The 17,729-nt window shown below is 68.4% G+C and carries 15 protein-coding genes and 1 pseudogene; 7 read left to right on the plus strand and 9 right to left on the minus strand.

Translation table 11 applies throughout. The features are described from left to right. Positions 1-120 precede the first annotated feature (120 nt). Entirely contained in the window at positions 121-1,593 is a 1,473-nt protein-coding gene (locus ACT53N_RS10675; RefSeq protein WP_476063884.1) for a CYTH and CHAD domain-containing protein, read from the minus strand. A gap of 84 nt (positions 1,594-1,677) precedes the next feature. Between ACT53N_RS10675 and bioB the strand changes: the two genes are divergently transcribed. After that, on the plus strand, positions 1,678-2,703 hold the full coding sequence (gene bioB / locus ACT53N_RS10680; protein ID WP_476063885.1) for a biotin synthase BioB: 1,026 nt from the start codon (positions 1,678-1,680) through the stop codon (positions 2,701-2,703). A gap of 140 nt (positions 2,704-2,843) precedes the next feature. Here bioB and ACT53N_RS10685 read toward each other — a convergent pair whose 3' ends face one another. Beyond that, positions 2,844-3,143, minus strand: a complete 300-nt coding sequence (locus ACT53N_RS10685) for a hypothetical protein (protein WP_476063886.1) — start codon at positions 3,141-3,143, stop codon at positions 2,844-2,846. Positions 3,144-3,821: 678 nt separating this feature from the next. Between ACT53N_RS10685 and ACT53N_RS10690 the strand changes: the two genes are divergently transcribed. Continuing rightward, complete coding sequence (locus ACT53N_RS10690; RefSeq protein WP_476064227.1) at positions 3,822-3,881, plus strand: hypothetical protein; 60 nt, start codon at positions 3,822-3,824, stop codon at positions 3,879-3,881. Positions 3,882-4,172: 291 nt separating this feature from the next. On the opposite strand, the pseudogene ACT53N_RS10695 reads toward ACT53N_RS10690, so the two are convergent. Together ACT53N_RS10695 and ACT53N_RS10700 are read right to left on the minus strand one after the other, a co-directional pair. After that, a pseudogene (locus ACT53N_RS10695) lies at positions 4,173-4,306 on the minus strand (hypothetical protein); the annotation flags it as partial. Between the two features lie 628 nt (positions 4,307-4,934). Beyond that, positions 4,935-5,708 carry a hypothetical protein gene (locus tag ACT53N_RS10700; RefSeq protein WP_476063887.1) on the minus strand — a complete coding sequence of 258 codons (774 nt, stop codon included), beginning with the start codon at positions 5,706-5,708 and terminating at the stop codon, positions 4,935-4,937. Between the two features lie 315 nt (positions 5,709-6,023). Between ACT53N_RS10700 and hisS the strand changes: the two genes are divergently transcribed. Genes hisS through hisG form a run of 3 tightly spaced genes read left to right on the plus strand, consistent with a single transcriptional unit; the run spans position 6,024 to position 9,602 of the window. Further along, positions 6,024-7,508 carry a histidine--tRNA ligase gene (gene hisS, locus ACT53N_RS10705; RefSeq protein WP_476063888.1) on the plus strand — a complete coding sequence of 495 codons (1,485 nt, stop codon included), beginning with the start codon at positions 6,024-6,026 and terminating at the stop codon, positions 7,506-7,508. Continuing rightward, positions 7,480-8,640, plus strand: a complete 1,161-nt coding sequence (locus tag ACT53N_RS10710) for an ATP phosphoribosyltransferase regulatory subunit (RefSeq protein ID WP_476063889.1) — start codon at positions 7,480-7,482, stop codon at positions 8,638-8,640. Before hisS ends, ACT53N_RS10710 begins: the two co-directional genes overlap by 29 nt. Further along, complete coding sequence (hisG, locus tag ACT53N_RS10715) at positions 8,637-9,602, plus strand: ATP phosphoribosyltransferase (protein WP_476063890.1); 966 nt, start codon at positions 8,637-8,639, stop codon at positions 9,600-9,602. Before ACT53N_RS10710 ends, hisG begins: the two co-directional genes overlap by 4 nt. Before the next feature lie 338 nt (positions 9,603-9,940). Here the strand turns inward: hisG and ACT53N_RS10720 are convergent, their stop codons facing one another. Further along, entirely contained in the window at positions 9,941-10,846 is a 906-nt protein-coding gene (locus ACT53N_RS10720; RefSeq protein ID WP_476063891.1) for a LysR substrate-binding domain-containing protein, read from the minus strand. Positions 10,847-10,902: 56 nt separating this feature from the next. Here ACT53N_RS10720 and ACT53N_RS10725 point away from each other — a divergent pair, with 56 nt between their 5' ends. Both ACT53N_RS10725 and ACT53N_RS10730 read left to right on the plus strand, forming a co-directional pair. Continuing rightward, positions 10,903-11,970, plus strand: a complete 1,068-nt coding sequence (locus ACT53N_RS10725) for a sodium-dependent bicarbonate transport family permease (RefSeq protein WP_476064228.1) — start codon at positions 10,903-10,905, stop codon at positions 11,968-11,970. A 135-nt stretch (positions 11,971-12,105) separates the two neighbouring features. Further along, entirely contained in the window at positions 12,106-12,867 is a 762-nt protein-coding gene (locus ACT53N_RS10730) for a hypothetical protein (protein ID WP_476063892.1), read from the plus strand. 66 nt (positions 12,868-12,933) lie between these two features. On the opposite strand, the gene ACT53N_RS10735 is transcribed toward ACT53N_RS10730, so the two are convergent. The 4 genes from ACT53N_RS10735 to ACT53N_RS10750 form a co-directional block, all read right to left on the minus strand. Then, positions 12,934-15,051 (minus strand): M13 family metallopeptidase, encoded by a 2,118-nt coding sequence (locus ACT53N_RS10735; protein ID WP_476063893.1) that lies wholly within the window; start codon positions 15,049-15,051, stop codon positions 12,934-12,936. Between the two features lie 201 nt (positions 15,052-15,252). Beyond that, on the minus strand, positions 15,253-15,825 hold the full coding sequence (locus tag ACT53N_RS10740) for an SCO family protein (protein ID WP_476063894.1): 573 nt from the start codon (positions 15,823-15,825) through the stop codon (positions 15,253-15,255). Continuing rightward, on the minus strand, positions 15,825-16,271 hold the full coding sequence (locus ACT53N_RS10745; protein WP_476063895.1) for a copper chaperone PCu(A)C: 447 nt from the start codon (positions 16,269-16,271) through the stop codon (positions 15,825-15,827). The genes ACT53N_RS10740 and ACT53N_RS10745 overlap by 1 nt, the downstream gene beginning before the upstream one ends. A gap of 2 nt (positions 16,272-16,273) precedes the next feature. Then, positions 16,274-17,674, minus strand: coding sequence for a PepSY-associated TM helix domain-containing protein (locus ACT53N_RS10750; protein ID WP_476063896.1), 1,401 nt, complete (start codon positions 17,672-17,674; stop codon positions 16,274-16,276). Positions 17,675-17,729: the final 55 nt, after the last annotated feature.

A 17,729-nucleotide genomic window follows, 5' to 3' on the forward strand; every position in this document is an offset into this window, starting at 1 on the left:
AGCAGCCCGGTAGCTCGTCAGGCTCATAACCTGAAGGTCACAGGTTCAAATCCTGTCCCCGCACCCAAGGTCTGATTTTCAAGAAGCCGCCTTCGGGCGGCTTTTTGCGTTCTCCAGACTTCACCAAAAGATCTTGGCGTCGACGAGGTCTTCGAGCGCCTCGCAAGCGGCGCGTCGCAGCTTCGTCTCATCGCCTTGCAGGACAACGCTCGCCGCATCGTGGGCGAGGGCGATGTCGTCATGGGCGGCGGCGGCGACCACGCTTTGACGCACGGCGCGGTCGTTGAGCGCGCCCAGCGTGTCCTGTACCCGCTTGGCGGCGGTGAGGAAGCGTTCGACCCGGCGCGGGTGGTCGAGGAACAAGCCCGCAAGGTCCTCGACGGCGTAGCGGAGGGTCTTGCCCTTCAGGCGCAGCTTGTGGCGTTCGCGGGCGTCGAGGTCGTCGAAGTGCCTGGCGCCCTTTTTTACGTGGCGGCGCAGGCGATCGAGGCGGCTCGCGGCAAAATCGGATGCGGGGCTTTCGCGAAGCGCGGCGAGGCTTGGATCGCGCGTCCAGGCGCCGGCTTCGAGCCAAGCGGCGGCTTCCAGGAGGACATCGCGCGCGCGCGGGCTCTCAAGAGCGGCTTCCATACGCAGGTAGGCGTTGGCGCGGGCGGCTTTGAGGTTGCGGTCGAAGGCGTCGCGGCCCTCGAAGGTCGCAGGTGCCGGCTCCCAGACCTCGCTGACGAAGACGTCGAGGTCGCGGGCGGTGTCCAGTTCGCCGGACAGCCCGTCGAGCGCGGCGTCCAGTGCCAAGGCCGCCTCGTCGCGCGCCAGGGGCTTGAAGATCTTCAGCATGGCCCGCAGCCGTCGGGCTGCGACGCGCGCCTGATGGACGTTCTCGGGCTCGGGCCGTTCGCGCAGGGCTTCCAGCGCCGCGCAAAGGTGGCCAAGCCCCGCTTGGCCGATCGCCTGAAGCGCGGCTTCGACGGTCGCATCCGGCGACAGGGCCACGGTCGGCCGGCGCACCGCCGACGCCTCGCCGGCGGCGAGGCCGTAGCCGCGCTCGGCCTTGCTGACCAGCGACAGGCGGAGCGGCGCGTGGCGGGCCAGGGTGCGCGCCAGGTCGAACAGCGCCGCAGGCTCGCCCGCCTTCAGTTCGAGCTCGAGCTCGCAGACGGTCGCGTGGCGCTCGCCGGCGCTGAGCTGGCCGCGATCCAGGGCGACCTCGATCAGCGTCTCGCCGTTGCGGACCATGCGGATCACCCGCTCGACCCGGGTGGTGAACACCGGCGCGAGCGTCGCCTCGGCCAGCATCTGCCCCACCGGCGTGCGGGCCAGCGCGTCGCGATCGGGCGCGGGGCCGGCGATTTTCTCTTCCCATTCGCCGCGCGAGAACACCCCGCCGGCCGAGGCCGATTTCAGGGTTTGCTTGCGGCCGCCCTCGCCGTCGCGCACCCGCAGGCCAAAGCCCGCCCGGCGCAGCGCATGGTCGGCGGTGTCGTAATAGGTGGCGTCGAGCTGGCGCACCGCGCCTTCGCCGTCGAGGGCGCCCAGGATCGCCTGCGCCGCCTCGGGCGGGATCAGGAACTTCAGCTCGATCTCGCGATCCATGATCGGAGCGTCTCCTCAGGGCCTCGCCAAGAGCTCTAGCCCAAGTCTTGCCAACCGTCATGCGCCGGTCCAAACGTCCGGCCCATGAGTCAGATCAATGCTTCCCCCCGCCACGACTGGACGCTTGCCGAGGTCGAGGCGCTGTTCGCCCTGCCGTTCATGGACTTGGTGTTCCAGGCGGCCAGCGTCCATCGCGCCCACTTCGATCCCTCCGAGATCCAGCTGTCGCAGCTGTTGTCGGTCAAGACCGGCGGCTGCGCCGAGAACTGCGGCTATTGCAGCCAGTCGGCCCACTTCAAGACGGGCCTCAAGGCCGAGAAGCTGATGGCCGCCGACGACGTGGTGGCCAAGGCCCGCGCGGCCCGCGACGGCGGCGCCCAGCGCTTCTGCATGGGCGCGGCCTGGCGCGAGCTGAAGGACCGCGACCTGCCCAAGCTGACGCAGATGATCGGCGAGGTGAAGGCCCTGGGCCTGGAGACCTGCGCCACGCTGGGCATGCTGACCGCCGATCAGGCGAAAGCCCTGAAGGCCGCCGGCCTCGACTACTACAACCACAACCTCGACACCGGCCCCGACTACTACAAGGACGTGGTGACCACGCGCACCTATCAGGAGCGCCTCGACACCCTGGCCCATGTGCGCGACGCCGGTATGAGCACCTGCTGCGGCGGCATCGTCGGCATGGGCGAGCAGCGCCGCGACCGCGCGGGCCTCTTGCACCAGCTGGCCACCCTGCCGGCCCACCCCGACAGCCTGCCGATCAACGGCCTGGTTCCCGTCAGCGGCACCCCGCTGGGCGACAAGGTCCTGTCCGAAGGCAAGGCCATCGACGCCATCGAGTTCGTCCGCACCATCGCCGTGGCCCGCATCGTCTGCCCCAAGTCCATGGTCCGCCTGTCGGCCGGCCGCGAGGGCATGAGCCGCGAGCTGCAGGCCCTGTGCTTCATGGCCGGCGCCAACTCGATCTTCGTCGGCGGCAAGCTGCTGACCACCCCGCTGCCCGGCCAGGACGAGGACAGCGCGCTGTTCCAGGACCTGGACTTGAAGCCCATGGGCGGCGCCGTCCGGGTCGAGGCCAAGGCCGGCGCCGCGATGGTGGCGGCGGAGTAGGGCGGCCTCTCAATCCTCCCCCTCGCGGGGGAGGTGGCGCGAAGCGCCGGAGGGGGAAGTCCTGCAGACCCCGCCTCTTCCCCCTCCGTCGTCTCTTCGAGCCGACACCTCCCCCGCTGGGGGGAGGACTTGGCGTGTGCTCAATCCCGTCGCGCCGTCTGCTCGCGCCGCCGCATCTCGGTGACGAGGCGGTCCAGCACCGGCGTGCGGCTGGGGGCCATCATCTCGGCGCGGGCCTCGGCGAAGATCCGCCGGTTCTCGGCGCACGTCGCCCGCATGGCGGCCAGTTCCTCGGGCGGCACGCGATCGGCCAAGGCCTCGGCCTCGCGCTCGGCGCGGTCGGTGATCCGCTCCAGCCGATCGAAGAAATCGACCAGCCCGCGCTCCTGGTTGGTCAGATGACGCCGACGACGGCGGCGGGGCGGTTTGGACTTGGGCATCTGGGGTTCTCCTGAACATCGCCCTTCTCCGGGAGGGGGAGGGGCGGGGGTGAACAATCCTCCCCCTCGCGGGGGAGGTGTCCGCGCAGCGGACGGAGGGGGAAGTCCTGCTGAGCTTGCCTCTTCCCCCTCCGTCGTCCCTTCGGGCCGACACCTCCCCCGCTGGGGGGGGAGGATTTGAGAGGCGTGCGTCCGCCGCTTCACGCGGCCTGACCGCTGAAGGTGTTGGGGAGGCGACGGAGCGGCCGGGCGAACCCGGAGACCGTGAGTGTGTGTTTGCGTTTCGGCTCGCGCTTCCGCTCCGCCAGGTTGTTCTTGCCCGTGAGGATGGGGGGCGTGAGCGTCTTTCAGCTCGGGACCCCAGGAGCCCCCGGACGGGCGCGGATCAACTGGAGCGGCTACATCCGTGTCCAGCCCGACGATCCACGATAGGCGGCTTGTACGATCACCGCCCTGTCGCTCCGCGCTCGCCTCTCCACGGCTTCTTCCGAGATCCCGGATCTATCCAACGAACAGACCCCGGTCGAAACCGCTTCGAGACCACGCGGCCCCGCTCAACCTAGCCCCGCCGCCGTATTGGGCCGGATCCAAACGCCCTCCCCCGCGGCGGGGATGGCTATGAGTATGGGCACGGTTCTGGACGCGGATCATTCAGCGACGCGTAAAAGTGACAAGCCATTGATTTCGTTGGCATCGGTTCCGCCAATTCCGAGCGTTCACGCCCGCCAATCCCCATAAGCTCGTTTCATCTCGGGCGGCGCAGCCGACCCGGGACCAGGGGCGCCAGAGCGCCGCGCTTCGTCACCCCCTGGGTCCCGGCGCTCCGCGCTGTGCGCTGCGGCCGGGATGACACGGTATGTCTGGCGGGCGCCGTGTCTTCTCTCCTCCCCCGGTGGGGGAGGAGAGCGGGGCGCTCACCGCCGGCCGCCGAACAAAATCCCTCTCTCAGGGAGAGAGGGAGGGGCCCACCGCAACGCGGTGGGAGGGTGAGTGGTAAGGTCTTTCCGGACAGGGCAGGGACGCTGTCCAAACCCCTCTCCCAAAGGGAGAGGGCGGGGCCCGCCGCGCAGCGGTGGGAGGGAGAGGGGTTATGCGGTCTGCCGCTGCGCCGGCCGTCGGACGCCGTACCCCCTCTCCCCGACCCTCTCCCCATGGGAGAGGGAGGCGACACCGGCCGGCCGCCACTCTGACCGCCCAAGGTCGGGCCCGGCCTCATATCTCTTGGAGGCTGTAGCGTGCTGTACGGGACGGGGTGGTCGCTCACGCTCAACCGCGAGCCATAAACATACACAGAACATCCCCGTTCATGTTCAACGGAGAGGTAAGCGGCACAGGCGCTTGCGCCGATTCGAGTGGATAATCTCGTCATGTCCCCCGTCGGCGGGACCATGATCGGGCGACGGTGGTCGAGACCATCGCCCGATCGGTGCCCTGGCCCTCTGGTCGAGGGCGGGACATTGGCGCGCCCGGCAGCACCGGCGCCTTTGAGGGCAACCCGCCGGGCCCTCATTGGGCGCGGAAGTAGCCTCGTCGATTACCTTACAGCGTTGGGCTTTAGGTGGGAGTCGAGAATTTAACCGATCCACAAGAGTCACCGGACGGGCAGTAAAAAGCCCGACCGCGCTGCGGCCGGGCCAAGCCTTACATCTCTTGGAGGCTGCAGCGTGCGGGACTGAGCAGGTCAGTCAAGGACGACGCTCCGCGTCGCCGCACGGCGGCCGCCCGAAGGGCGGTCCTTGAGTGACCTGATCAGCCCCGCGATCATCTCGCCGTGAGATTTAAGGCAAGGCCTCAGTGGCCTGATAGCCAAAGGTAGGCTTGATAAAGAGCCACTGGCGCCGAAACCAGCGTGGCTATCAACGCGGCGATCTTGACGGACCTGCTCTCAAATATTCTATCCAACATTGCACCCAAGCCCTTAGATGCTGTCTTCAATTTCCCGGAAGCCATTCCCTTTACTGTATGGTGGAAAAATCCCACCTTGCAGAGTGTTGAATTGTGCATACGAATGAATTCGTTGTTTTGAAACGCTTGTACCTCCTCGGCACCATTTAAGAAATGTCGGTGTATGCCGCCATTTAGCTCCATGAGTGACTGCATTTTAGGGTGCTTTGCATAGCTCGAGCCGTAGCGATCAGACAGGATATCATTCAAGTTTATCCGACGCTCTACGGGTATGACCGCGGCGTCGTTGCGCCCAAGTGCCCGGTATCTGTGCTCCAGATGCTCGAAGCCGAACGTCAAATTTCTCATATTCCAATGCACCCAATACTTATCCCGTCTGTCACGTACGAAATTGTAGTAATTTGTCAGGAGGTTCAGCTCTATTTCGTCGAATCTGTCCTTTACATGTTCTCTTGGTATGCCAAGTTCTTCGGCAATGGCATGAGTGGAGAAGCTAACGGTTTGTTCGCTCGCATAGTGTGTTACTGCTATTGATGTTATTCTCGGGGATAGGCCCTCGTTGTCATCGTATAAACTTTGGCATGAGTAGTGTATTATATAGAAATTTTCGGGATTTTTCTTTGTTTGCTTTATAAAATCGGTGCTGTTGAAAATGCTCATGCCGGCGCGTCCGAAGAACTTGGGTTAGATTATTGCTATTTTCACGTGATTTTTTTTGCTTTCGCAACTGTCTCTTCGTGTCTGCTCGATAGCGTTACAGCCCCCCTTTCCCCCACGCCCCATCTCCGCTACACCGCCCCCGCAATGACCCGCACGCCGCACCATCACGGCCACCACCACCATCCGACCTCGCCTCGCGGGATCGGCCGGGTCCGCGCGCTCTAAAGCCGAGCGTACCCAGCCAGAGCCCCGCCTAGCGGATGGGGCTTAAGTGCAAGCGCCATCCGTCGAAGCCTAGATCACCAGGACCGACGAATGACTGACGCTCCCGAACCCACCACCGACTTCCGCCCCGAAGCCCGCGCGCCCCGCGGCTTCGCCGACAAGCGCGCGCGCGACCTGCGGGCCGAGCGGGCGATCCTGGAGGCGGTGTCGGCGGTCTATGAGCGCTACGGCTTCGAGGCGCTGGACACCGGGGCGTTCGAATATGCCGACGCGCTGGGCAAGTTCCTGCCCGACAGCGACCGGCCCAATGAGGGCGTGTTCGCGCTGCAGGATGACGACGATCAATGGATGGCGCTGCGCTATGACCTGACCGCGCCGCTGGCCCGCTTCGCCGCGCAGACCTGGGAGACCCTGCCCAAGCCGTTCCGCCGCTACGCCTACGGGCCGGTGTGGCGCAACGAGAAGCCGGGGCCGGGGCGCTTCCGCCAGTTCATCCAGTGCGATGCCGACACGGTGGGCTCGGCCCGTCCGGAGGCCGACGCCGAGATCATCGCCATGGCCGTCGAGGGGCTGGAGGCGGCGGGCCTGCCGCGCGGCACGGCGGTGCTGAAGATCAATAACCGCAAGCTGCTCAACGGCCTGTTGACCGCCGCGGGCGCCGACAGCGCCGGCCAGAAGCTGGCCGTGCTGCGCGCGGTCGACAAGCTGGACCGCCTGGGCGTGGACGGCGTGCGCCTCTTGCTGGGCGAAGGGCGCCTGGACGAGAGCGGCGACTTCACCAAGGGCGCGGGCCTGAAAGGCAAGGCGATCGACCAGGTGCTGGACTTCGTCCAAGCCGGTTCGTCGGGTGGCCGTTCGGCGACGCTGGACAACATCGCCCGCGTGGTGGCCGGCTCGGCCGAGGGCGACGAGGGCCTCCTGGAGCTGTCGCGGATCGACGCGGCCCTGACGAGCCTTGGCATCGCCGACGACCAGGCCTTCATCGATCCGTCGATCGTGCGGGGCCTGGAATACTACACCGGCGCGGTGTTCGAGGCCGAGCTGCTGCTCAGCACCACCGACGAGAAGGGGAACAAGGTCACCTTCGGCTCGATCGGCGGCGGCGGGCGCTATGACGACCTCGTGGCGCGGTTCACCGGCAATGTGACCCCGGCGACGGGCTTCTCGTTCGGGGTGTCGCGCCTGGCGGCGGCGCTGCGGGCGGCGGGGCGTGAGCCGGGCGGCGCGGCGCGGGGGCCGGTGGTGGTCATCGCCTTCGACGACGCGCACATGCCCGAGTACTTCAAGGTGGTGGGCGAGCTGCGCGCGGCGGGCATCCCAGCCGAGGTGTATCTGGGGACCTCGGGCATGCGGCCGCAGATGAAGTACGCCGACCGTCGCCTGTCGCCGGCGGCCATCATGCTGGGCGGCGACGAGATCGCGGCCGGCACCGTGACGATCAAGGACCTGGATCTGGGTCGCGAGCTGGCCTCGGGCGTGGCCGACAACGCCGCCTGGAAGGCCGAGCGTCCGGGCCAGCAGACGATCCCGCGCGGCCAGTTGGTCGATGCGGTCCGCAAGATCATCGGGGGCTGAGATGAGGCTCGAGCGTTCCATTCCGGCCGAGGCGCTGGACGCCATCCGCGCCCCCTTGCTGGACGCCGGCGCGGTCCTGACCGACGCCCCGGTGCTGCAGCCGCTGGGCCTGCTGCTGGATCTCGCCGGTGAGGCCATGCGCTCGCGGCTGTTCGTGGTGTCGGGCGAGGCGGGCGAGGAGGCGTGCCTGCGTCCCGACTTCACCGTCGCCGTGGCCCGCCAGCACTTCGAGGGCGGGGGCGGCGCGGGCCGTCGCCGCTATGAGGGCAAGGCGTTCCGCGTGGCGCCGCGCGGCAGCGACCGCGCCGAAGAGTTCCTGCAGCTGGGCGTCGAGGCTTTCGAGGTGGGCGACCGCGTCGCCGCCGACGCCGAGATGGCCGCCCTGGCCTGGGCCTCGGCCTGCGCGGGCGGGCGCGAGGACCTCTCGCTGGTGCTCGGCGATGTCTCGCTGTTCGCCGCCTTCGTCGAGAGCCTGGATTTGGCCCCGCCGCTGGCCGCGCGTCTGACGCGCTCGTTCGCCAAGCCGCGCCAGCTGAAGGCCGAGCTGGAGGGCGATGTGACCGCCCCCACCGGCGAGCAGTCGCGCATCGCGGCGTTGCTCGCGGGCCTGCCCGAGGCGGAAGCCGCTTCGGTGCTGCAGGAGCTGTGGTCGCTGGCCGGCATCGAGCCCGTCGGCGGCCGTCGTCCCGCCGAGATCGCCCGCCGCCTGGTTGAGAAAGCGGACGCCGCCAAGGCCGGGCGCCTGGACCCCGAACCGGCCGCCAAGGTCCGCGCGTTCCTGGCGGTGTCGGATCGTCCCGACGCGGCGCTCGACGCCATCGCGGCCCTGGCCGGTCCCAAGGCCGGGGCGCTGACCGCTGTCCTCGACGGCTGGCGCGCGCGTCTGGCCGGGATGGCGCAGCGGGGCGTGGCCCTGGAGCGCGCGACGCTGGCCGCCGCCTTCGGCCGCGCGTTCGGCTACTATGACGGCTACCTGTTCGAGATCCGCTCGGCCGCGCTGGGCGACGAGCGTCCCGTCGCCGCCGGCGGTCGCTATGACGGCTTGCCGGCCAAGCTCGGCGTGACGACCGACACCGGCGCCGTCGGCTTCATGATCCGCCCCGCGCGGGCCTATGCGGGAGGCGGCGAATGACGAGCGCTCCGATGATCTTCGCCATTCCCTCCAAGGGCCGCCTGAAGGATCAGGTCGAGGCCTGGCTGGCCGACTGCGGCTTCAAGCTGGAGATGACCGGCGGCGCGCGCGGCTATTCGGCCGAGCTGTCGGGCCTGCCCGGCGTGTCGGTGCGCCTTCTGTCCGCCGGCGACATCGCCGCCGGGCTCGACTCGGGCGAGCTGCACCTGGGCGTCACCGGCGAGGACTTGCTGCGCGAGCGCGGCGACGACATGGACAGCCGGGTGATGCTGCTGCGCGCGCTCGGCTTTGGCCGCGCCGACCTGGTGGTCACCGCGCCGAAGAACTGGCTCGACGTCGAGACCATGGCCGATGTCGACGAGGTCGGGCACGCTCATCTGGCCCGCACCGGCCGCCGCCTGCGGGTGGCGACCAAGTACGTGACCCAGACCCGCGCCTTCTTCGCCCGCCACGGCGTCGCCGACTACCGCATCGTCGAGAGCAGCGGCGCCACCGAGGGGGCTCCGGCCGCCGGCGCCGCCGAGCTGGTCGTGGACATCACCACCACGGGCGCGACCCTGGCCGCCAATGGCCTGAAGATCCTGTCCGACGGGGTGATCCTGAAGAGCCAGGCCCAGCTGACCGCCTCCCTGACCGCCGGCTGGAACGGCGAGCAGCTGGACAGCCTGCGCCGCCTGCTCTCGGTGGTCGAGGCCAAGGGCCGGGCGGGCAAGCTGGCCACCCTGGTCTGGCCGGCCGAGCAGGACCGCGCCGCCCAGGACGCCGTGGCCGCCTATGTCGCCCGGGGCGGCTCGCGCCGCGCCAACGGCGCCCTGCTGGCCACCGCCGACCTGTTCGACGCCGCCGCCGCCCTGGCCGAAGCCGGGGTCGAGCCGGTCACCGTCTCGCGTCCGGACTACGTGTTCGAGTCGCGCTCGGCGGTGCTGGATCGCTTCGCGGAGGCGCTGAAAAGTAAGATTTGACACTATCGTCAAAAGTAACCGCGTTTTACGACGTAAATTCGACCCGAGCGTCCAAACAACATCCCGAATGTCAAAATTTCGGCGAACCCGTTGAGAAAAAGGCGGTCGCCGCGTTGACACCGTCACGAATTTGACGTTTCTACACACTGCAAGGACGAAACGAGCCCACCAGAGAGCTCCCGTCCTTCGGCGTTTCGGGGAGGAAACGCCCGCCTAGATCGAATGATCGAGAAAATAGCCAGCCCGTCGCGATTATCCCCCGCGGCGGGTTTGGTGTATCTGGGCTCCATCTCATAAATTTGACGGAAGTGTCAAAATTAAGCGCGGGGCTTTCGCGCCTATCGCCCCTGCGTCTTCGAAGCGGGCGATCCGCTGGCCTGCGCGCGCTGCCGGTCCAGCGCCGACAGGATGTGGTCGGCCAGGCGCTCGGCGGCGGGAGGAGGGCTGCCCCGCGCCTTCAGCAGCGCGATCTCGGCGTCTTCCAGGCGGGGCAGGCCCTCGGACAGGATGGTCAGATCATCGGGCGCCATCTCGCGCGGCAGGACGCTGAGACCGAGGCCCCCGCGCAGCGCGGCCAGCTGTCCCGCCAGGGAGGGGCTGGTGTAGGTCGCGCGCCAGGTCCGCCCCGTCGCCTCGAGCGCGGCCACGGCGCGCTTGCGATAGACGCAAGGGGCGGGGGCGGCCACCAGCGGTACAGGCCCCTCGCGCCTGGCCAGCTCGGGGTCGAGCGCCACCCAGACCAACGGCTCGCGCCAGACCCGCACGCCCAGGTCCGGCCCCAAGGGCTCACGCTTGACCAGAGCCAAGTCCAGCGCGCCTTCGCTCAGGCGATCCAGCAGGTTCAGGGTCAGGTCGCAGGTGACGGTCAGGGCGATGCGCGGATGGCTGCGGGCGAAGCTGCCCAGCACGGCCGGCAGATGCTGGGTGGCGAAGTCCTCCGGCGCGCCCAGCCGCACCTCGCCCTCGATCTCGTCGGCCCCCAAGCTGGCCAAGATCTCGTCGTTCAGGCGCAGCAGGCGGCGGGCCTGGGGCAGGAAGGCCGCGCCCTGTTCGGTCGGCGCCACATGGCGCGGGTCGCGCGACAGCAGCGGTTGACCCAGCTGCTCCTCCAGGCGGCGCACCTGCAGGCTGACGGCGGACTGTGATCGTCCCAGACGCTCGCCCGCGCGCGTGAAGCTGCGTTGCTCGCACACCACCAGAAAGGCGCGGACGAGATCGAGATCCAGATTGGTGCGGCGCGGCATGACGGCTCCATGATGAGCATTCCTCATCATGACTATATCAGAAATCAACAAGGGAAATCGCGACTCCTCCCGTAGAGGAGCCCCCGCGCCAAGCGGCGCCATTTCCAACGGGGCGTTTCGTGGATCTTCTCACCCAGACCGTGTCGGCGGCGGCCGGCAACCTGCTGCAGCCCGCGGTGCTGTTCTTCGCGCTCGGCCTGATCGCGGCCCTGGCGCGCTCGGACCTGGCCTTGCCGAAGGAGGCGACCAAGACCCTGTCGCTGGTCCTGATGCTGTGCATCGGCTTCAAGGGCGGGGTCGAGGCGCGCGCCCACGGCCTGGACGCCGGATTCCTGAAGGCGGCGGGCCTGGGCCTGGTCTTGAGCTTCCTCCTGCCGCTGCCGGCCTATTTTCTGCTCAAGCGCATGGGTCTGAACACGATCACCGCCGCCGCCACCGCCGCCCACTATGGCTCGGTGTCGGTGGTGACCTTCGCCGCAGCGCAGAGCTATCTGTCGTCGATCGGTCAGGCGGCGGGCGGCTACATGTCGGCGGTGCTGGCGCTGATGGAGACGCCCGGCCTGCTGACCGCCATCGCCATCGCCGCGATCGCCACCCGCGACGGCGCGCACGGCAAGGATCCCGACCGGGTCTCGGCCGGCAAGCTGGCCCATGAGGTGCTGCTGAATGCGGCCAGCGTGGTGCTGATCGGCGGCTTCTTCATCGGCCTGATCACCGGGCACCAAGGGGGCGCCAAGCTGGCGACCTTCACCGGACCGGTGTTCCAGGGCGTGCTCTGCGTGTTCCTGCTGGGCCTGGGGGTGCGGGCCGGCCAGCAGCTGGCCGCGGCGCGGGGCTTCAAGATCGGCCTGCTGGCCATGGGGATCGTGCTGCCGATCCTGGGCGGTTCGGTGGCGCTCGTCCTGGGCTGGCTGGTGGGCTTGCCCGCCGGAGACCTGGCCGCCCTGGCGGTGCTGGCGGCCTCGGCCTCGTACATCGCCGCCCCGGCGGCCATGGGCATGGCCCTGCCCAAGGCCGACGCCGGGGTCTATCTGACCCTGTCGCTGGGCGTGACCTTCCCCTTCAACCTGACCCTCGGCATCCCGCTGCTGGCTCTGGCGGCCGCGAGGCTGGCGGGAGGCTAATGGCCTGATCGGCGGCGAGGCGCTCCGACCTGGCCCCTAGACGCCTGCTGCAAACTGGTGGTCTATGGCGCTGGGATAACGGGGGTATTCCAGGCGCCCAAGCGCTTTGGACCGAGCCCCTGTCAGGGGGCGAACATGGATACGACACCGAGCCCGGCGCCGGCGCGCGACCGGGCGTTTTTCCGAACCACGATCACGGCCATGGCTGTGGTCCTCGTCGCAGGCTTTGTCCTGCAACTGGCCATGGGGCGCTCCAGCTTCGGCGCGCCGCTGGTCGTGCACCTGCATGCGGTGGTGTTCATGGGCTGGGTGGCGATCGTGGTCGCCCAGGCGTGGCTGGCGGCCGGCGGCGCGGTGAAGCTGCATCGGACGCTGGGCGCTGTGGCGGTGATCTGGCTGCTGGCCATGACGGTCCTGGGGCCGCTCGTCACCATCGAAGCCGCGCGGACAGGACGCGTGCCGTTCTTCTTCCAGCCGCAGCATTTCATCCTGGCCAACACCATCACCCTGCTGGGCGCGGTCGGCCTGGTCGCCGCGGCGCTGGCGCTGCGCAAGAACCGTGACTGGCATCCGCGCCTGCAGATCGGGGCGTTCACCCTGCTGATGGGGCCGGGCTTTGGTCGGATCCTGCCCATGCCGTTCCTCAAGCCCTATGCGTTCGAGATCGCCACCGGGGTGGCCGTGATCGTGCCGCTGATCGGGATGGTGCGCGACTGGCGCGTGCGCGGCAGGCCGCATCCGGCTTGGCTGTGGGCCATCGCCGTGCTGGTCGGGACCCTGACGCTCGCGCGCGTTCTGGCGTTTACGCCAGTCGGCGCGGCGATCTTCGCCGCGGTCACGACAGGCAGTCCAGCGGCCCATACCGACGGCCTGATCTATTCCAAGCCGCCGTTCTGAACGGCGGATGCAAAAAGGGCCGGTGATCGCTCACCGGCCCCTGATGTCGTGTGACAGGTCTGGTGACTACCAGATCTTCACGCGGTCTTCCGGCGCGACGTAGAGCTTGTCGCCCGCCTTGACGTCATAGGCCGAGTACCAACCCGGCTGGTTCCGGATGGTGCCGTTGACGCGGTAGTAGGCCGGCGAGTGCGGATCGGTGGCGATCTGCTGCTTGAGAGCCTCGTCTCGGGTCTTCTGACGCCACACCTGGGCCCAGCCCAGATAGACGCGCTGGTCGCCGGTGAAGCCGTCGAGCACCGGTGAGGGCTGGCCCTTCAGCGAGACGCGGTAGGCGTCCAGCGCGAAAGCCAGGCCCGCCATGTCGCCGATGTTCTCGCCCATGGTCAGGGCGCCGTTGACCTTCACGCCCGGGAAGGGCTCGAAGGCCGAGTACTGGGCGCCCAGCTTGGCGGCCTGGGCGTTGAACTTGGCCGCATCCTCGGCCGTCCACCAGTCGCGCAGCACGCCATCGCCGTCGGACTTGCGGCCCTGGTCGTCGAAGCCGTGGCCGATCTCGTGGCCGATCACGCCGCCGATGCCGCCGTAGTTGACGGCCGGGTCCGCGTCCGGATGGAAGAACGGCGCCTGCAGGATGGCGGCCGGGAACACGATCTCGTTGTTGACCGAGTTGTAGTAGGCGTTGACCGTCTGAGGGGTCATGCCCCACTCGGTCTTGTCGACCGGTTGGTTCAGGCGCTCGACGTCGTGGCGATAGTCCCATGCGCCGGCGCGCAGGACGTTGCCGTAGGCGTCGTTTTCCTTGATTTCCAGCTTGGAGTAGTCACGCCACTTGTCGGGATAGCCGATCTTGACGGTGAACTTGGCCAGCTTGTCCTGGGCCTTGACCTTGGTTTCCGGACCCATCCAGTCCGAAGCGTCGATGCGACCCTTCAGAACCGTGCGGATGTCGCCGACCAGCGAGATCATCTTGGCCTTGCTCTCGGGCGGGAAGTAGGCGGCGACATATTCCTTGCCGACCGCTTCGCCCAGCATGCCGTTGACGGCGCCGACGCCGCGCTTCCAGCGCGGGCGCTGTTCGGGCTGGCCCGCAAGGGTCTTGTTGCGGAACTCGAACTGGGCGTCGACGAAGCGCTTGGACAGCATGCCCGCCGCGCCGTCGATGACCTTGAAGGCCTGCCAGGCCTTGAGGGTCTCAAGCGGGGTGTCGGCGTAGATCTTGGCGAACTTCGGGAACGAGGTGTTCGTCGTGACGATGAAGCGGTCGATCTTGGGCAGCTCGGTGCCGACCAGATACTTGTTCCAGTCATAGCCGGGCGTCATCGCCTGCAGCTCGGCCAGGGTGGCCGGGTTGTAGGTCTTGTCGCGATTGCGACGCTCGACGCGGGTCCAGGTGGCTTCGGCGAGCTGGGTTTCGAACGCCAGGATGGCCTTGGCGTTCTCGGCCGGCTTTTCCCAGCCGCCCATGGTCAGCATCTTCTCGACATAGGCCAGGTAGGCGGCCTTCTTGTCGGCGAAGCGGGCTTCCAAATAGTAGTCGCGGTCAGGAAGGCTGAGGCCGCCGGTGCCGGCGTAGACGGCGTAGCGCTGCGGGTTCTTGGCGTCGGTCTGGATGCCCAGGCCGATCAGCGCGGTGTAGGGCGTGGTCGAGGCCTTGCCCATCAGGGCCGTGAACTCGTCCTTGGTCTTGACCTTCTTGACGCCGGCCAGCCAGGGGGCCAGCGGCTTGGCGTCCAGCTTCTCGATGGTCGCCTCGTCCATGTAGGCGCGGTAGGCGGCGCCGATCTTGGCCTTGTCGCCGGTCGCGGCCTTGTCGGCGGCGGCGGCTTCGATGATCGCGCGGGTGCGGGCTTCCGACAGCTCGGCGAGGAAGTCGAACGCGCCGTAGCGGGTGCGATCCGACGGGATCACCGTCTTGGCGTCCCACGCGCCGTTGGCGAACTTGTAGAAGTCGTCGCCCGGCTTCACTGTGGTGTCCATGCCCGAGACGTCGAAGCCCCAGGTCCCGTAGCGCGGAGACTCCAGCGAGGTGAGATCGGCCGACGCGCTGGCGGCGACGGAGGGCAGCAGCGATTGCACGACGCAGGCGTCGTCGATGCAGGGGTGTTCGTCGCGCGCTTGCGCCCCGAACGCCGAGAGGGACAGGGCCGCGAACGCCGCAGCGCCGAACCAGACTTTTTTCATGGAATTCGCATCCGTTGGTGTGAGCCGGCGGCAATCTGCAACGGCGCGAAAACTTTACCCCCTTAAAAAAAGTTCATGTGACCCATTTTTTAAAAGGACGGGTCGGGCCTCGGCGCGAGGCGCGACGCAATAAGGCCGCCGACGTTGGGGAACGTGCGGCGGCCTTGCAGTGGATCCGAGCCGGGAAAGGATTTGCCCGGGCTACTTCAGGAGGTCGCGCAGTTGGCCCAGGGCCCGATCCTGCGGCGCCTGGTAGGCGATCGGCGAGACGAACCGGCCCTTGGCGTCGAACAGATAGATCGCCGAGGAGTGGTCGATCGTGTAGCCGCCGCCGTCCAGCGGGACCTTCTGGTAATAGACCCGGTACGCGCGGGCCGTCTTGGCGATGGCGTCGGGCGTGCCGGTGAACCCCTGGATGCGCGGGTCGAAGTTCGACAGGTATTCCTTCAGCTGCGCGGGCGTGTCGCGTTCGGGGTCCACGGTGATCAAGACCACGTTCAGCTTGTCGGCGTCCGGGCCCAGCGCCTTCAGCCAGGCGGTCATCTCGGCCAGGGTGGTCGGGCAGACCTCCGGGCAATAGGTGAAGCCGAAGAACACCGCCGTCGGTTTGCCCAGCAGCGACTTTTCCGTCACCGGCTGGCCGTTCATGTCGGTCAGCTGGAACGGCCCGCCAATCTTGATCACCGAACTGGCCGCCTCTTGCGTGGTCTTTTCACCGCAGGCGGCGAGCGGCGTGGCGGCCAGCAGGGCCAGGGTCAGGGCGATGGCCCGCATCAGTGGTGCATCCCCGACATCGGCGGTTTCTTGACCACGGCCATGACCTTGACCGGCTTGGCCTTCTGGAACTTGAGCGTCAGCGGGACCTGGGCGCCTTCGGTCAGGGCCATCTTGGGGCCGATGACCATGATGTGGTCCGCGCCGGGCTTCAGCGCCACGGCCTTGCCGGCCGGCAAGGCCAGGCCGTCGGCCAGCTTGCGCATCCGCATCACGCCGCCGTCCATCGACATGGTGTGGATCTCGCCCCGGTCGGCGGCGGTGGTCTCCACCGCGACGAGGCGGTCATCGACGCCGGCGGTCAGGGTGACATAGCAGCCGCCGGCCATGGCTCCGGTCGGAGCCGGACGGCACCAGGCGTCGGCGACGGTCACCTTGGACGCGGGCGCAGCGGCGGTCAGGGCCAGGGCGGCGGCGCAGACGCCGAGCAGGGTCAGGGTCTTCATCTTCAGGCTCCGGTCTGGGCGCGCGGCGTGATCAGCCGGCGCAGGGTAAGGTCAAAGAGGAGCGCCGCAACCAGCGACGCCCCCACCAGGGGGTACAAAACGGCCAGCGGCAGGACGATCGCCAGCAGCCCGGCATAGGCGCCGCGATGGGTCGGGCGCGCAGGCGCGGCGACCCGACCCTTAGGACGACGCTTCCACCACATGATGATGGCCGAGACGCCTAACAGCCACACGGCGACGCAGCCGGCCAGCATCACCAGCTTGTTGACGAGGCCAAACTGCCGGCCCTCGTGAACGGCGATGCCCCATTCGATGGCCTTGGCCGCCGGCCCGAACTGGCGATAGCCGACATCGCCCAGCACCCGGCCGTCGCCGCCGTCGAGATAGACCGCGCGGGTCTGCTCGACCTGATCGGACATGGAGGCGGCGGTCCAGGTCCCGCCCGGGGTCTTGGGCAGCGACAGCGTGAAGCCGCCCGTAAGGCCGGCCGCGCGGGCCTTGGCGACGATGGCGGTCGCGTCGAGGGGAGCGGGCGCGTCCATCATCATCATGTGGTGCGCATGCTCGTCCATGTCAGCCATGGCGCCTGGCGCGCCCGAGGGGGGTGGGGCGGTGGTCTGTAGGGCCCAGGGCACGCCGGCGGCCTCTTCGACCGGAGCGGGCTTGCCATGGTGCTGCTCGGCGACCGGCGGCTTGGGGCGGCCCCAGCCGGCCTGGGTGGTCATTTCGCGGACCTCCTTGCCCCAGAAGGCCGACCACGGCATGCCGGTGACCGCGAGGAACGCGATCACGCCGCCGGCGAAGAGGCCGGTGACGGCGTGCAGGTCGCGCCAGAACAGGCGCTTGGCGGGCCGGCTGCGCACGGTGACCAGGCCGCCCGTCTGGCCGCGCGGCCACCACAGGAAGATCCCCGTGGCGACCAGCACGATCGCCCAGCCGGCGACGACCTCGACCATCAGGTTCATCACCGGTCCGGCGATCTCGAGGCTGTGAATATGCTTGATCACGCCCATCACGCCGCCGGGCTGTGTCGCGCCGAGCACCGCGCCGGTATAGGGGTTCACGTAGGCGGTCTGTTTCTCGCCCTTGGCCTCGACGGTGACCTGGACCGAGCGATCGGACCGCTCGGGGATCACGACCTGCTTGGCCGCGCCGCCGGTGGCGGCTTCGGCCGCCTTGATCCAGGCGTTGGGCGCGGTCCGTGAGGGACCCTCGGTGACCACGACCAGCGGACGATGGACCACGGCGGTCAGTTCGTCCTTGAACAGATAGAGCCCCCCGGTCAGGGCCATCAGCATCAGGATCGGCAGGACCAGAAGTCCCGCATAGAAGTGCCAGCGCCAGAAGGCGCGATAGACCTCGCCGGCCGGGGCGGTGGTCTCGGGATTGTCGATCGCGGTCATCGCGACGCTCCGGGTTTGGGGCGGCCGCCCTTGCAAGCCGCCGCCCCGTCAGGAC

The sequence above is a fragment of the Caulobacter sp. DMC95 genome (genome assembly GCF_056313785.1).